Below are 14,653 nucleotides of genomic sequence, written 5' to 3'. Positions count from 1 at the left end.
GTTCCCACATCCTTGATTTCGGAATAAACGCCGTCTCGTACTGCGTTTACATTATATTTTCAAGGGGGTTATACTATGAGTCAACTAGCTGTAAATCTTCATGAAAAGGTAGAAAAGTTTCTTCAAGGTACAAAAAAGTTATATGTGAATGGATCCTTCATTGAAAGCGCTTCCGGTAAAACATTTAAAACACCTAACCCAGCAACCGGCGAAACACTTGCCGTCGTTTCTGAGGCTGGTCGCGAAGATATTCATAAAGCTGTTGTTGCAGCTCGCATGGCTTTTGACGAAGGTCCTTGGTCTCGCATGAGCACTGCTGAGCGAAGCCGTCTTATGTACAAGTTAGCTGATTTAATGGAAGAACATAAAGAAGAGCTTGCACAGCTCGAAACATTAGATAACGGAAAGCCAATTCGTGAAACAATGGCAGCAGACATACCACTTGCAATTGAACATATGCGCTATTATGCTGGCTGGGCTACGAAAATCGTTGGTCAAACAATTCCTGTTTCCGGTGATTACTTTAACTATACACGCCATGAGGCTGTTGGTGTCGTCGGTCAAATTATTCCTTGGAACTTCCCACTTCTTATGGCAATGTGGAAAATGGGAGCAGCGCTTGCTACAGGATGTACAATCGTTTTAAAACCTGCAGAACAAACTCCACTATCCGCTCTATACTTAGCTGAATTAATTGAAGAAGCTGGATTCCCGAAAGGCGTTATTAATATCGTTCCTGGATTCGGTGAATCAGCTGGACAAGCTCTTGTTAATCATCCACTCGTTGATAAAATTGCATTTACTGGCTCTACTCCAGTCGGTAAACAAATTATGCGACAAGCATCTGAATCATTGAAACGTGTTACTTTAGAGCTTGGCGGTAAATCACCGAACATTATTTTACCAGACGCCGACTTATCTCGCGCGATTCCTGGTGCGCTTTCTGGTGTTATGTTTAACCAAGGACAAGTATGCTCTGCTGGATCACGCTTATTTGTTCCAAAGAAAATGTATGATAATGTCATGGCTGATCTCGTCCTTTATTCTAAAAAATTAAATCAAGGCGCTGGTCTAAGTCCAGAAACTACAATCGGTCCTCTCGTTTCTGAAGAACAACAAAAACGTGTAATGGGCTTCATTGAAAAAGGGATTGAAGAAGGCGCTGAAGTACTTTGCGGAGGAAGTAATCCATTCGACCAAGGCTACTTCGTTTCTCCTACAGTATTCGCTGACGTAAATGACGAAATGACGATCGCAAAAGAAGAAATTTTCGGTCCAGTTATTTCTGCAATACCTTTTAACGATATTGATGAAGTAATTGAACGTGCAAATAAATCACAATTCGGCTTAGCGGCTGGTGTGTGGACAGAAAATGTTAAAACAGCACACTATGTTGCAAGTAAAGTGCGCGCTGGTACTGTATGGGTAAACTGTTATAACGTCTTTGATGCAGCATCTCCATTTGGAGGATTTAAACAATCTGGTCTTGGCCGTGAAATGGGATCTTACGCATTAAATAACTATACAGAAGTGAAGAGTGTTTGGCTCAACTTAAACTAACGAAAAAGAACCTGACCTATCCGGTCAGGTTCTTTTCATTATGTATTCCTTTAAACTTGCAGTCCCCCGCTCACATTTAATACTTCTCCTGTAATATAGGATGCGTATTCTGATGCTAAAAAGGCCGCTGCGTTCGCAATATCTTCTGGCGTTCCAATTCTACCAACCGGAATCGCGCCAACCATCTTTTCTTTCACTTTATCTGGTATCGTTTTTGTCATATCTGTATCCATAAACCCTGGGCAAATCGCATTACATGTAATACCGAAACTTCCGACTTCTTTCGCTGCTGTTTTCGTTAAACCTACAACGCCTGCCTTTGTAGCAGCATAATTCGCTTGACCTATGTTTCCTTCTCTACTAATTGAAGATATATTAATAATGCGTCCATACCCTTGTTGTCTCATGTAAAGAAGCGCTGGCTGCATACAATAAAAAACACCAGTTAAGTTCACTTGCAATACTTGTTCCCAAGAAGACTTCTCCATTTTATGTAACATTGCATCTCTTGTAATCCCAGCATTATTCACCAAAATATGTAATGTACCGAATTTTTGAACCGCATATTCAATTAATGACTTCGCTTCATTTTGATTACTCACATCACATCGATATAAACTCACTTCATATCCTTCATCCGATAACTCACGTGTCGTTTTTTGTAGCTTTTCTTCATTTACATCGCTAATTAATACTTTTGCCCCTAGTTTTGCATAAACCCTTGCAATCTCTTTTCCAATTCCCTGTGCAGCTCCTGTTACAACAGCTGTTTTCCCATTTAAAAATTCCATCCCTATCCCCCATTTCTATTACTTATACTGTATATTTCGGCTTTTTACTTTCTAATTCCTCTTTGTATAAAAAAGTCTATTTGTGTCAAACTAACTTTGCAACGTCGCATAAAACACAAGGAGATTGTGTCGAATGAACAAAAAAAATTTCAAGCAAAACAAAGCTGTTGATGGCATTGATGTTGAGTTCTCTCGTGAACTCGCTGACCACAATGACTTAGAAGCAAACGCACGTGCAAATGCCGCTGATGCACGTCAAAAACGCCAATCAACAGAAAAATAAGGAAAGCACAACCTTATTCTTTTCAACAGGGACCTACTACCCAACAAAATAAACCGAGAGATATTCTCTCGGTTTATTTTCGATATTTTTTTATATAATGTGCCAAAGTAAGTAGCGGATATATATGGGCATAGCTATGATAACGAATATAAAAACCACCTGGTAAACCTGTTCCAGTAGGATATTTTTCATTTACATAACGATTCGCAAGCAAATATGAGATACCTTTTCGAATTGCTGGTGTTTCCTTATCATAGTAAGAAATGAGAGCATCTAACGCCCATGCTGTTTGGGATGGTGTACTAAATGGTAAAGTAACAAACCTTTTTTCCACACTACTGTGGCATGATTCTCCCCAGCCACCATCTTCATGCTGTATATGTTCAAGCCATAAAGCCGCTCGTTTCAATGATGGATTGCTAGATGGAATGCCGAGTGACCGTAAACCGGTCATCACCGCCCACGTACCATATATATAACAAATCCCCCATTTTCCATACCATGATCCATTTTTCTCTTGTACATTCATTAACCAATTTATCGCACTTTGTTTTTGCTTCTCAGGCAATTCATTTTGCGCATATGTCCCGAAAAGCTCTAACACTCTTCCTGTAATATCTGGTGTAGAAGGATCTGTAATCATGTCGCTTGCATTTTCAATTGGTAAATTTGCTAATAAATTGCTCGTCACACCTTTTTCAAATGCTCCCCAGCCACCATCATTATTTTGTAATCCTTTAACCCAAGTGACCCCTTTCTTCCAAGCATAATCTACATTTTCGTTCCCTCTACTTTTTGCCAATACTCTTAGCACGGCTGTTGTATCATCAACATCAGGGATTGTCGTATTCACATCTGAAAAACCCCAACCACCTGGTGCAAGCGCTGGTGCATGTACGCTCCAATCAGCTTTTTTTGTATGCTGTTTTTTTAATAAATATGTTACTGCATGTTGAATCATCTTATTATCTTTCGGTACGTGGGCCTCTTGTAACGCATAGCTGAGTAACGCCGTATCCCATACAGTTGAAGGAGAGTTTTGCAAATGATTCCCGCTTTCCATCTTCCATATATAAGATGTTATCCCGGTTATAGCCTTTTGAATGATTGTTGATTGAAGAGAATGTCCTAACGCGAGTAAAGCGTAAATCATATAAAACGAGGCAGTTGCGTAACTATATAACGTTCCATTTTCATCAATACGTTCTTTCATAAAACGTTCGACTTCCTCATTTCCTTTATGATGTAAAGATAGTGGATACGATATAATTTGTTTTACATCACTTACTAACGTTTGAAACAACGGAGACCGATCCTCTCGAAACCATTCCCCGCCCCCTCCCGAAATATGATTTAAATTTGGCAGTAACTTTTTCCCTACTCGAAATCTTTTATTTAAACAAACCATCATCGGAATTAAATGAATACGCGCTGAGCTACTTAACTCAAATATACTGAGAGGTGAATCACTTTGGAGAAACATAATTGGTGTTGGCAAATGAAAGAGCGAAGGATATTCATATTCTCCATGAACCGCTAATAAAAACTTCGTCATAAAATGAGCACGCGCTACCCCGCCACGCTCATTTATAAACATTTCGGCTCGCTTCATATTCGCATCTTCTTTTGTATATTTTTTTGAAGCAAGTAAGGCAGCATAAGATTGAATTGTAGCAGATAAATTACCACCTACTTCATCTTCATATAATTTCCATGTTCCTTCATTTGTTTGAAGTGATGCTAATCTTTTTACAAATGGTTCTATCTCTTTATCTCTACCTAATAATTTTAATAAAAAGATCATATGGCAATCTGTTAATGGTGCTCCTTCAAAACAAAAGTGCCACGTTCCATCTCGCCGTTGCATCGTTTGAAGTGCAGTTGTTCTTCTTGCTATCTCTTCATGCACTTTTTCATATAATAACAAGTTACTCACCCACCCTTTCGAAATCCGTATAACGATATTCAAAAAGGTAGCTGAATATGTATGAAAACAAAGAAAAGCAGAACATATAAAATGTTCTGCTCATAAACAATATCCTACTCCGACAATTATCCCTACTAAAGCACCGACTACTACTTCGTACGGTGTATGCCCGACAAGTTCATTTAACTTCTTATATTCTGTTTGTTTACCGTGAAAAAACTCATTCAATATTTTCGCTTGTTTACTTACCGCGAGCCTTACTCCTGAAGCATCATACATAACAATAATGGCAAAAATAGCAGCGATCGCAAACATGGAACTTTCCACACCTTCCACAACACCAACACCTGTCGCAAGTGCTGTAACAGTTGAAGCATGAGAACTTGGCATCCCACCTGAAGCGAAAAACTTTGCAAAATCAAATTCACCCGTTTTGAATAATTTAAAGACTACTTTCGTTAATTGTGCTAAAAACCATGAAATTACAGCAGCCATAAGCGGATCATTATGTAAAATTGTTTCCACGTTCTCAGCTCCCTACTGACTATAATGGAATTTCTATAGTATCAGTATAAAGAAAAATGCGTAGAAAATACTACGCATTATGATACTTTTGCTGATTTATTTTTTATAAATTTCGGTTGTTTCTGCACTAAGAACTTTGTTTTCGCTACTGAGAATACAAATAATGCAACCCATATACAGAAAAATGCCATCATATGAGTAGATGTGAAATGCTCACCAAATACGAATACACCTAAAATTAAACTAATTGTTGGTGCAATATATTGTAAAAATCCTACCATATAAAGCGGAATAAGTTGTGCTCCTTTTGCAAAATAAAAAAGTGGTAAAGCTGTAACAATGCCTGCTCCTATTAATAGTAACGTCGATAACATGGAAATAGATCCAAATGAACCGAAACCATGTACTCCTGTCATAACGAGATAAATAATCGCAAACGGCGTCACTAACATCGTTTCCATCGTAAGACCAATTGTCGCATCATAGTTTAACAATTTTTTCGTTAATCCATATAATCCAAATGAAAAGGCAAGTGATAAAGAAACCCACGGAATAGATCCAAAACGTACCGTTAAAATGATAACCCCTACTCCAGCTAAACCAACTGCAACATATTGCCAAAAGTTTAACTTTTCCTTTAATACAACTGTACCAAGTAAAATACTAATAAGTGGATTAATATAATATCCGAGACTGGCTTCAATGACATGATTATGATTAACGGCCCATATGTAGACAAACCAGTTTCCGCTAATCAAGACCGAAGCTATTGTTAATGACATTAATAATTTAGGTCGTTTAAAAAGATTCACGAACTCCCCAATAAACTGACGAAATCTCTTCGTAACACCTAATACAAGTAACATAAAAACGAATGCCCAAACGATGCGGTGTGCTAATATTTCATCTGCTGGAACTTCCTCAACCCATTTCCAATAGATTGGTAGGATTCCCCACATCGTATAAGCACCAGCCGCATATATAATCCCTTTTTTTTGCTGTGCTGATTGACTCCCCATCTTCCTTTTTCTCCTCTTCTCGTTTTTCTCCATTATACGGTCCCGCATGCTCACTTTACCAATAATCAATCTGCAATTCTTTCGACATTTCTCATACAGCAGCAAGTAAACATACTGTTATAACGACAAGTAACGGTATACCGAAAACAAATTTCTTTTTATGTGTTTTATGGTGAAACATATACATACCGATCCAAGCACCAACTGCGCCTCCAGCTGCCGCTGATAAAAACAACGTACTTTCTGGTGTTCTCCACTGTTTCTTCTTCGCTTTTCGTTTATCAAGCCCCATAAGGCCAAAAGCTATAACATTAATAATAATAAAATAAATCCATTTCATCGCTTTCTCTCCCTATGAAAAATTCGCTTAATGGTAACATGAAAAAACGACGGAAACAACTGAAGAACGCTTTTCACTAAACTAATTAGTTATCTTTATATTTATATAATCAACTAAAACCGCAGTTACAGCAATTAAATAGAGCGATGTTATGAGCAGAACCTTATATTTCATTCCCTTCACCCACTACCATATCATCGAAAAAACTTCTCTCAATCTCTTTTTCATCAAAATGAAGAACTACAATTAGTCCTATATATAAAGAAACGAAATTTAGAAACCATTCGCCATTTTCATCTTTATTAGCTAAACATTTAAATATCTCTTGAAATTGCATACGCTCATCTGCAGCAGCAACCGGACGCACACCAAAGTATTTCAATACGAGATTCAGCTTCAGCTGCACGGATAATGATAAAATATATTTTAATAACTCCGTATACTCTACACTATCTTTTTGACTATACAGCTTCACAATCTTTTGATGTAAAGTAGAAATCGATAATTCTTCGTCGGTCACTTTAGTTGCTTCTACCATTTCAATCATCTTTTTCATATTCATTACATTCACCCCTTCTGCAAAAAAACAAAAGCCAAAGCGTATTTATTTTATAATCAGCAATAATTGAGTATTTCTCGTCTCTCTTTCTTCTTCACTAACTAAGTCATACTTCTTTAAAAGATGAAAGACATCATTTAATATTTCCTGTGAATGATTCCCTTGCAAAAATCCCTTTACCTCTTTAAAAATCACTTCCGGTAAAAAAACCTTTTGACTTTCAAGCTTATTCATTACATCTTCCATAGAATGATCAATATTACACGCCATAAAAAATCCCTCCTCTATCCTCTATAAATAATATCCTCCGCTAACGATGTAAACACTTCTCCTACAAAAGAGTCTTCATCATATACAGATGAACCGTTGTTTTCTTCTCGTTTTGCAAAAGGTATTTGCGCGATCACTTCTGTTCGCAATTGTTCTGCAAGCATTTCACCCCCACCTTTTCCGAAGAGATAGTTTTTTGATCCATCTTGTTCTTCATAATAAGCCATATTTTCTACAATCCCCAAAATCTCGTGTTTCGTATGTTTTGCCATAACACCTACTCTAGATGCTACGAACGAAGCTACATTGTGTGGTGTTGTAACGATAATTTCTTGTGCCTGCGGAATCATTGCGGCAACATCAATAGCAACATCTCCTGTACCAGGTGGTAAATCAAGAAGTAAATAATCTAATTCTCCCCAGTGTGTATTCGCAAGGAAATTTTGAATCCATTTATTTAACATCGGCCCGCGCCACATAACCGGGTTATTTCCTTCCGTAAAAAATCCCATCGACATAATTTTAACACCGTGACTAACGACTGGAATTGCTGTTTGATCAATCATCGTCGGTTTTTGATTCGTTTCCATCATAGCTGGAATGCTAAAACCATATATATCCGCATCTAATATCCCAATCTTTTTGCCCATACGAGCTAAAGCAGTTGCAAGATTAATTGTCACTGTTGATTTTCCAACTCCACCTTTACCACTCGTTACAGTAATAAATCGTACCCCTGAGTCAAGGCGAAGCATGCTCGGCATACCAGTTTCTGTTCTCGTATTTTTCTTTAACTTCTCTGTTAGCGCAGCTCGTTCGTCTTGTGTCATAGAACCGAATGTCAAATCTACCTTAGATGCACCAATTGCCTGAAGAGACTCTTCCACATCTTGTTGAATTTTTGCCTTTAATGGACAACCTTGAATCGTTAGCACTACTTCAAGTTTAACCTCTGTTCCATTCATTTGTATATTTCTAACCATATTTAATTCTACAATACTTTTGTGTAACTCCGGATCCTCTACATGTTTTAATGCGTTCATTATTTGTTCTTGCGTAATCATAGCACTCATCCCTTCTCGTATTCGAATTTATATACAACATTTTCTTGGCGAAAAAGCTTTTTACCCCCCGCTAACAGGCGGGATTAATGCGACTATATCTCCAGCTTTTATCATCTCTTCATTCGTTACAAACTCTTCATTCACAGCCACCATCACTTTATCAAGCGATTGTAAACAATAACTTGCTTTCAGCCATTCTTTTAATTGCTGAACTGTCATTTCTTGTTTTTCTAAAATTACGAATCGGTCCGATCCGACTTCCTCACGCAAATTTGCGAACAATAAAATTGTAATCATCTTCTCATTCTTCCTTCTTCGGTTTTCCTTCTGGATATGCCGTATTTTCAAGTTGATCTCCAATCCACATCGTTCCATCTTCCCAAAATTCTTTTTTCCAAATTGGGACGATTCGCTTTATACGTTCAATCGCGTATTCATTCGCTTCATACGCTACTTTACGATGCGGTGATGAAACTGCAATGACTACCGCAATATCCATGATTTCTAGCCGCCCTACACGGTGCGTAATTGCTACCTTTGCGTCCGGCCACTTTTCATTTATTTCTTCCCCAATTCTTATAAGTTGTTTTACTGCCATCGGTTTATATGCTTCGTACTCTAAATGTAGCGTTCGTTTTCCTTTTGTAAGTTCTCTCACCGTACCAATAAACGTTGTAATGGCACCTGCTTCTCTTCTTGCGACTTTATTCGTTACTTCTTCAACTAAAATCGGTATATCTACAATTTCAAATAGTGCTTGTCCCATTAGAAACACCTCTCACTTTATAAAATGTCCCAGGCCATTCACTACCTTCATTATCTTCCAGTAAGAGAATATCTACGAACATATCTTTTTTATACCCTCTCGTACCACCTGGAAGTACAATAAATATATTTGTCTCTGCTAGGGAAGAAACTGAGCTAGATTTATCAACCCCTGACGGATAAGCAATTAATTGCCCTTCTTTATATGTCAGTTTTGCTCGCACAAATCTTGTAAATGGATTTGGTTTTAGAAAATCTTCTCCTAATAACGCTTTTTCTCTTTTCATATGTGCTTTTTCACTAAACATATACTTCCGAATACAAGGTCTTACAAACAATTCAAATCCTACGTAACAAGCAGATGGATTTCCTGATAAACCAAATAATAACTTGCCATTTAATTGTGCTACAGTCGTAACACTCCCTGGACGCATTGCAACTTTATTGAAAAGAACAGAGGCACCTAACTTTTCGTAAATAGCTGGTAAATAATCGTAATCCCCTACTGATACACCGCCTGTTGTAATGAGCATATCTACTTGACTTAACGCTTCTTTTACAGCTGTGAAACATGTATGAAAATCATCGCTAAACTTCCCAAAACATTTTACTCTGCCGCCCGCTCTTCGAATTTGAGACAATACCATATACGTATTACTGTTTCGGATTTTCCCTGGCTGTAGTGAATCATTTACATCCAGTAATTCACTACCAGTCGCTAACAATCCAATTACAGGCTTTCTCGCCACTGGCACCTCACTATAACCGAACGTAGCAAGAAGAGCTGAAATACCTGGATGAATGTATGATCCTTTTTTTGCAAGAACCGTTCCTTTACGAGCATCTTCACCTTGAAAAGAAATATTGTCACCCGTTTTGAATGATCGCTTCACTTCCATATAATTGTTGCCAGTTTTCTCATATTGACGAGTCAGCTCTAACATAACCACCGCATCACACCCATTCGGAATTTGCGCTCCCGTCATAATTCGAACTGCTTGAAACGGACCTACTTTCTCGTGGAATATTGATCCCGCACCAATTTCACCAATTACTTCAAACATAATTGGCGTTTCATAACTTGCTACATTCGTATCTTCTGCTCTAATAGCAAACCCGTCATACGGTGAACGATTGAATGAAGGTACATCATGGTCAGCTACTAAATCCTCTGCTAATATACGCCCGTAAGCTAATTCAATAGGTAGCAGCTCCTTTAATCCCTCATTAGCAAATCCCATTACTTTACGAACAGCTTCTTCAACCGTAATTGGCACTCTTCTTTCCATTATTGACAACCCTTTCTATTAACCGAATACACGATAATATAATTGTTTTGCTTTCGAAATATCATTTGTACCATGAATGAAAATACGCCCGTCTCGAAAAATAACGACGCGGTAATTATCTAGTTGGCAAGATAGTAAATACAGATTCCGATCTACTTTCCCTAGTTTGTTTAATACTTTTTCTATATCGTCAAAATCGTACTTTCTATTTTCTACTGGCCTAATTTGTACTGTATTTCTTCCGCATAAAGCAGCTACCTTCGTTTGGTTTTCGTATGATAAATAAGGATAAGTTCGATTTAAGCCGCACGAAGGGCAATCGTCTGTTTTGATTTTCCCTAGTTTTATAAAATGGTTTTGATTACTCCATATATCAAACATGAAAAATGTTTTTCTAATGGCTGAAAAATCTCCTACTAAACTTTTGAATGCTTCCGCCACTTGATATGCTGCGACGATTTGAACAGTCGGGCTAATAATTCCGGCAGTATCACATGTCACACCTGTAACAGGAACGTTCTTCAGCACACAATGTAAACACGGTGTCTCTTGCGGAATAATTGTATAACTCATACCGTACGATCCAACGCAAGAACCGTATACCCACGGGATATTATGTTTTTGTGATAAATCATTTATTACAAATCGAATATCGAAATTATCTGTTGCATCAATTATTACATCTACATTTTTTAATAGGTCTTCCATATTTTCTGCAACTGCATCCATTACGAAAGCATCTATTTGTACTTCCGAATTAATTTGTTCTAGCCGATTTTTTGCAGCAATTGCTTTCGGTATTTTCTCTCTCGCATCTTGTTCAGAGTACAATTGTTGCCTTTGTAAATTACTCCATTCAACGTAGTCACGATCAATAATCGTCAACTTGCCGATACCTGCACGTACGAAACTTTCAGCACTTGCACTTCCTAATGCGCCTGCTCCTACAATTAACACATGTTTATTTCGAATTTTTTCTTGTCCTTTACTCCCAATCGGTTTGAACAACTGCTGTCGTGAATACCGCTCAGTCATTACATACCCTTCCTCTCACGAACTCTATTTCATATTAGAATGTTGTTTTTGATAACAAGCAAAGTAAGCAAATCCAACAAATCCAGCTCCCCCAATTACATTTCCGATAAAAACAGGAACAAAATTTCTAGCAAGATCCATCCACGTCAGATGACCTGCAAAAATAACTGCTGAAATAACAAACATATTTGCTACCACCTGCTGAAATCCAATCACTACAAATGCCATAATCGGAATCCAAATTCCGATTATTTTCCCGACAAAATCACTCGTCCCATAAGCGAGCCAAAGCGCAAGACAAACGAGCCAATTACATCCAATTGCTAAAATTAACGTTCTCCCAAACGTTTCATGTAACTTTCCTTCTGCTATCGCTACCGTTTTATTTAAATACTCTCCCTCTGTTAATCCGCCAAGATGACCGAAACAATACGCAACAAAAATAGCTCCCACAAAATTCATAAAAGTAATCCAAACCCAATTATTTAGTACACTTACCAATGTAATTTTCTTTGCATAAAGCGCCATAGAAAGTGACATCATATTTCCGGTAATTAATTCTCCTCCTGCTAATACGACGAGCATTAATCCAACAGGAAAAACCGCTCCTCCTAAAATATTGACTAAACTACCCCAGCGCTCAGGTAAATTACCTAAAACGCGAATGTTAAGCAAAAAACCTAACGAAATAAACGCTCCTCCTAAAAAACCGAGAATAAGCATTGCTGGCAACGTCTGACTTACTTTTTGAACACCGGCCTCAATTACAAGCTCAGCAATTTGTTCCGGTTTATGAAATGCCATTACCAATTCCCCCATTTTCTCCAAATAAAAAAGCAGCTTCAAAAAACCTCCTCAAAATAAAGGTTTTTGAATGCTGCTTAATTTCTCTGCACATCTTTTACAGAGATATCAATCATCACTTTTACTATAAAATAGAAAATCTACAACCGTTGCATACTTTCCATTTTGTATATACTTCATCAAAGCGTCACTCTTACATATCAACCACCAATATGTGACATTTCAATTTTAGGCGCTCTTTTTTTACTAGTATGACTTAAGCGTTCATCTGAATAACGATCTTCTCGGTTGTTCCATATATCACGTACGATATATGTTATTTCATCGTCAGTATATCCAGATCGAAGTAGTTCTCTCAAGTCATTTCCTTTAGAAGCGAACAAACAAGTATATAATTTTCCTTCTGCAGAAATACGTGCTCTCGTACATGATGAACAGAAGGAATCTGTTACTGATGAAATAATACCTATCTCTTCATCACTTCCAATATAACGATAACGAGTTGCAACTTCACCTGCATAATTCGCTTCTATCCGTTCTAATGGCATAACTTGATGAAGCGCATCTACTATTTCTTGTTTCGAAACAACCTCTTTTAATTCCCAACCATTATAATTCCCAACGTCCATATACTCAATAAAACGAAGAATATGCTTATTTTCCTTAAAGTATTGCGCCATCTGCAAGATGTCCTGTTCGTTTTTCCCCTTTTGAACGACCATGTTTATTTTAATTTTCATACCAACTTCAGCTGCAGCCTGTATTCCTTCTAGAACCCTTTGCACTTTGCTTCTATTACCATTCAAATAGAAAAAGCGATCTTCTTCTAAGGAATCTAAACTAACTGTCACACGTGATAAACCCGCCTTATATAAATCAGGAGCAAACTTTTTAAGTAACGATCCATTGGTTGTTAAACCGATATCCTCCACACCATCTATTTTATTAAGGCGCTCAATAAGCTGCGGAAGACCTCTTCGAAGTAACGGTTCTCCGCCCGTAATTCGTAACTTTCTTACACCTAAAGAAACAAAAATACGTGTTATCCTTTCAATCTCATCAAAAGATAAAATTTTATCATTAGACAAAAACGAATAATCAGGACCAAATATTTCTTCTGGCATACAATAACGACAGCGAAAATTACAGCGATCAGTAACAGAAATACGTAAATCCTTTAAAGGGCGTTGTAGTTTGTCTAATGTGACAGATTTCATATTTATTGCCTCGCTTTTACTTATTTTATATTTAAAACACGCTCTGGATGTGTATATACGTTTAAGGATTGATTCCGAATAAATCCTATCGTAGTAATACCTAATTCTTCTGCTAGCTGCAAAGCCAACTCAGTTGGAGCTGATTTTGAAAGTATAATTTCACAACCAATTTTTGCAACTTTCAATAATATTTCCGAAGAAATACGACCACTAAAAACAATGATTTTATCGCTTATAGAAATATTATTTTTTAAGCAATAACCGTAAATTTTATCTAATGCATTATGTCTACCAATATCCATTCGGCTTAAAATAATAGCATTCACATCACACAAAGATGCATTATGAACACCGCCTGTATGACGAAATGTCTCTGCAGATTGCTGCATTTCTTTCATTAAACGAAAACAGCCTTCTGTAGCAACCTGTACATGTACGCCATTCATTTTTTTCGCGCTTAGTGCATCATTCGCAAAAACAAATCCTTGTCTACTCATACCACAGCATGAAGTAATATAACGTTTATTTTGCATTTGTTCGTAATACGGGTTCACTTTTTTCGTTGTGACATGTACAAATCCTTCTTTCTCTTGTACCCATATGTCATCAATATCTTCATACTTCCGAATGATTCCTTCAGATGCTAAGAAGCCTATTACCATGTCTTCTATATATTCTGGAGTACTAACCATTGTAACAAACTCCTGTCCGTTCATTTTAATCGTGACTGGAAACTCTGTTACAATGCTGTCCTCTATATGTTTAAACGCCCCTTGTTCATAACGAAAGATTTCTCTTTCTACCTGTATCGGTTTCACGATCAGTATCCTTCTCTCACGTTATATTTTTATCAAAAACGAATACCGAAACTGCAATATCTTCTTCTACTTTCATATCTGAAAATAAATTCACTAATTTTGCTCCAACAAGTTCCTCCAAATGTTCACGGGAATTCGCAGCATACACTTCTTGAATCATTTTCGTTCTAGCCAAATGAACCATTTCCGCACCGTCCATCGTACTTGAAATGAATTTTTCAGTAGGTGTTAAGTTTCCGTAAAGGGTCGCAATCGCCATATTTTCAGCAAAAACAGTATGAATTCGTTCCGGTCCTTTTCCGAAAAGTTCCTTTCGAAGTTTTCGTATCATATCATTAAATTCATGTACTTTTTTTGACATACAATTATACCTCCAAAAATCCTCAT

The 14,653-nt window shown here is 37.3% G+C and carries 18 protein-coding genes; 2 read left to right on the top strand and 16 right to left on the bottom strand.

All coding sequences use genetic code 11. The features are described 5' to 3' along the window. Nucleotides 1-75 precede the first annotated feature (75 nt). Nucleotides 76-1,560, top strand: coding sequence for an aldehyde dehydrogenase DhaS (gene dhaS, locus MR115_RS15410; protein ID WP_061678475.1), 1,485 nt, complete (start codon nucleotides 76-78; stop codon nucleotides 1,558-1,560). Nucleotides 1,561-1,610: 50 nt separating this feature from the next. Here the strand turns inward: dhaS and fabG are convergent, their stop codons facing one another. After that, nucleotides 1,611-2,351 (bottom strand): 3-oxoacyl-ACP reductase FabG, encoded by a 741-nt coding sequence (fabG, locus tag MR115_RS15405; RefSeq protein WP_061678476.1) that lies wholly within the window; start codon nucleotides 2,349-2,351, stop codon nucleotides 1,611-1,613. A 133-nt stretch (nucleotides 2,352-2,484) separates the two neighbouring features. Between fabG and MR115_RS15400 the strand changes: the two genes are divergently transcribed. Beyond that, nucleotides 2,485-2,634 carry a YfhD family protein gene (locus MR115_RS15400; RefSeq protein WP_001035810.1) on the top strand — a complete coding sequence of 50 codons (150 nt, stop codon included), beginning with the start codon at nucleotides 2,485-2,487 and terminating at the stop codon, nucleotides 2,632-2,634. 73 nt (nucleotides 2,635-2,707) lie between these two features. On the opposite strand, the gene MR115_RS15395 is transcribed toward MR115_RS15400, so the two are convergent. The 15 genes from MR115_RS15395 to MR115_RS15325 form a co-directional block, all read right to left on the bottom strand. Next, nucleotides 2,708-4,561 carry a terpene cyclase/mutase family protein gene (locus tag MR115_RS15395; protein ID WP_242241867.1) on the bottom strand — a complete coding sequence of 618 codons (1,854 nt, stop codon included), beginning with the start codon at nucleotides 4,559-4,561 and terminating at the stop codon, nucleotides 2,708-2,710. 99 nt (nucleotides 4,562-4,660) lie between these two features. Beyond that, entirely contained in the window at nucleotides 4,661-5,086 is a 426-nt protein-coding gene (locus MR115_RS15390; RefSeq protein WP_061678478.1) for a divergent PAP2 family protein, read from the bottom strand. A 77-nt stretch (nucleotides 5,087-5,163) separates the two neighbouring features. Then, nucleotides 5,164-6,105: an EamA family transporter RarD gene (gene rarD / locus MR115_RS15385; protein ID WP_242241866.1), complete on the bottom strand. Its 942-nt coding sequence runs from the start codon at nucleotides 6,103-6,105 to the stop codon at nucleotides 5,164-5,166. Nucleotides 6,106-6,196: 91 nt separating this feature from the next. Continuing rightward, nucleotides 6,197-6,445: a DUF1294 domain-containing protein gene (locus MR115_RS15380; RefSeq protein WP_242241865.1), complete on the bottom strand. Its 249-nt coding sequence runs from the start codon at nucleotides 6,443-6,445 to the stop codon at nucleotides 6,197-6,199. Between the two features lie 163 nt (nucleotides 6,446-6,608). Next, nucleotides 6,609-7,007: a dUTP diphosphatase gene (locus MR115_RS15375; RefSeq protein WP_242241864.1), complete on the bottom strand. Its 399-nt coding sequence runs from the start codon at nucleotides 7,005-7,007 to the stop codon at nucleotides 6,609-6,611. A 42-nt stretch (nucleotides 7,008-7,049) separates the two neighbouring features. Beyond that, entirely contained in the window at nucleotides 7,050-7,274 is a 225-nt protein-coding gene (locus tag MR115_RS15370) for a group-specific protein (RefSeq protein WP_242241863.1), read from the bottom strand. Between the two features lie 14 nt (nucleotides 7,275-7,288). Continuing rightward, complete coding sequence (locus MR115_RS15365) at nucleotides 7,289-8,338, bottom strand: P-loop NTPase (protein WP_242241862.1); 1,050 nt, start codon at nucleotides 8,336-8,338, stop codon at nucleotides 7,289-7,291. Nucleotides 8,339-8,398: 60 nt separating this feature from the next. Next, nucleotides 8,399-8,635, bottom strand: a complete 237-nt coding sequence (gene moaD / locus MR115_RS15360; protein ID WP_063262503.1) for a molybdopterin converting factor subunit 1 — start codon at nucleotides 8,633-8,635, stop codon at nucleotides 8,399-8,401. A gap of 4 nt (nucleotides 8,636-8,639) precedes the next feature. Further along, nucleotides 8,640-9,104 (bottom strand): molybdopterin synthase catalytic subunit MoaE, encoded by a 465-nt coding sequence (gene moaE, locus MR115_RS15355; RefSeq protein WP_242241861.1) that lies wholly within the window; start codon nucleotides 9,102-9,104, stop codon nucleotides 8,640-8,642. Next, nucleotides 9,085-10,392, bottom strand: coding sequence for a molybdopterin molybdotransferase MoeA (locus tag MR115_RS15350; RefSeq protein ID WP_242241860.1), 1,308 nt, complete (start codon nucleotides 10,390-10,392; stop codon nucleotides 9,085-9,087). The genes moaE and MR115_RS15350 overlap by 20 nt, the downstream gene beginning before the upstream one ends. Nucleotides 10,393-10,410: 18 nt before the next feature. Continuing rightward, nucleotides 10,411-11,427: a molybdopterin-synthase adenylyltransferase MoeB gene (locus tag MR115_RS15345; RefSeq protein ID WP_242241859.1), complete on the bottom strand. Its 1,017-nt coding sequence runs from the start codon at nucleotides 11,425-11,427 to the stop codon at nucleotides 10,411-10,413. Between the two features lie 24 nt (nucleotides 11,428-11,451). After that, entirely contained in the window at nucleotides 11,452-12,231 is a 780-nt protein-coding gene (locus tag MR115_RS15340) for a formate channel (protein ID WP_071720232.1), read from the bottom strand. Between the two features lie 200 nt (nucleotides 12,232-12,431). After that, nucleotides 12,432-13,448, bottom strand: a complete 1,017-nt coding sequence (gene moaA, locus MR115_RS15335; RefSeq protein ID WP_242241858.1) for a GTP 3',8-cyclase MoaA — start codon at nucleotides 13,446-13,448, stop codon at nucleotides 12,432-12,434. 20 nt (nucleotides 13,449-13,468) lie between these two features. After that, nucleotides 13,469-14,266: a formate dehydrogenase accessory sulfurtransferase FdhD gene (fdhD, locus tag MR115_RS15330; protein ID WP_242241857.1), complete on the bottom strand. Its 798-nt coding sequence runs from the start codon at nucleotides 14,264-14,266 to the stop codon at nucleotides 13,469-13,471. A 16-nt stretch (nucleotides 14,267-14,282) separates the two neighbouring features. Beyond that, complete coding sequence (locus MR115_RS15325) at nucleotides 14,283-14,627, bottom strand: Na-translocating system protein MpsC family protein (RefSeq protein WP_000039580.1); 345 nt, start codon at nucleotides 14,625-14,627, stop codon at nucleotides 14,283-14,285. Nucleotides 14,628-14,653: the final 26 nt, after the last annotated feature.

The organism is Bacillus cereus group sp. BfR-BA-01309, assembly GCF_022664315.1.
GTDB classification, from domain to species: Bacteria; Bacillota; Bacilli; order Bacillales; family Bacillaceae_G; genus Bacillus_A; species Bacillus_A mobilis.
This window is presented reverse-complemented; position numbering and strand designations above follow the sequence as displayed.

Coding starts and splice junctions, on each gene's coding strand:
- dhaS (WP_061678475.1), top strand. CDS start 76: ATGAGTCAACTAGCTGTAAATCTTCATGAAAAGGTAGAAAAGTTTCTT.
- fabG (WP_061678476.1), bottom strand. CDS start 2,351: ATGGAATTTTTAAATGGGAAAACAGCTGTTGTAACAGGAGCTGCACAG.
- MR115_RS15400 (WP_001035810.1), top strand. CDS start 2,485: ATGAACAAAAAAAATTTCAAGCAAAACAAAGCTGTTGATGGCATTGAT.
- rarD (WP_242241866.1), bottom strand. CDS start 6,105: ATGGGGAGTCAATCAGCACAGCAAAAAAAAGGGATTATATATGCGGCT.
- MR115_RS15380 (WP_242241865.1), bottom strand. CDS start 6,445: ATGAAATGGATTTATTTTATTATTATTAATGTTATAGCTTTTGGCCTT.
- MR115_RS15375 (WP_242241864.1), bottom strand. CDS start 7,007: ATGAATATGAAAAAGATGATTGAAATGGTAGAAGCAACTAAAGTGACC.
- MR115_RS15370 (WP_242241863.1), bottom strand. CDS start 7,274: ATGGCGTGTAATATTGATCATTCTATGGAAGATGTAATGAATAAGCTT.
- MR115_RS15365 (WP_242241862.1), bottom strand. CDS start 8,338: ATGATTACGCAAGAACAAATAATGAACGCATTAAAACATGTAGAGGAT.
- moaD (WP_063262503.1), bottom strand. CDS start 8,635: ATGATTACAATTTTATTGTTCGCAAATTTGCGTGAGGAAGTCGGATCG.
- moaE (WP_242241861.1), bottom strand. CDS start 9,104: ATGGGACAAGCACTATTTGAAATTGTAGATATACCGATTTTAGTTGAA.
- MR115_RS15350 (WP_242241860.1), bottom strand. CDS start 10,392: ATGGAAAGAAGAGTGCCAATTACGGTTGAAGAAGCTGTTCGTAAAGTA.
- MR115_RS15345 (WP_242241859.1), bottom strand. CDS start 11,427: ATGACTGAGCGGTATTCACGACAGCAGTTGTTCAAACCGATTGGGAGT.
- MR115_RS15340 (WP_071720232.1), bottom strand. CDS start 12,231: ATGGCATTTCATAAACCGGAACAAATTGCTGAGCTTGTAATTGAGGCC.
- moaA (WP_242241858.1), bottom strand. CDS start 13,448: ATGAAATCTGTCACATTAGACAAACTACAACGCCCTTTAAAGGATTTA.
- MR115_RS15325 (WP_000039580.1), bottom strand. CDS start 14,627: ATGTCAAAAAAAGTACATGAATTTAATGATATGATACGAAAACTTCGA.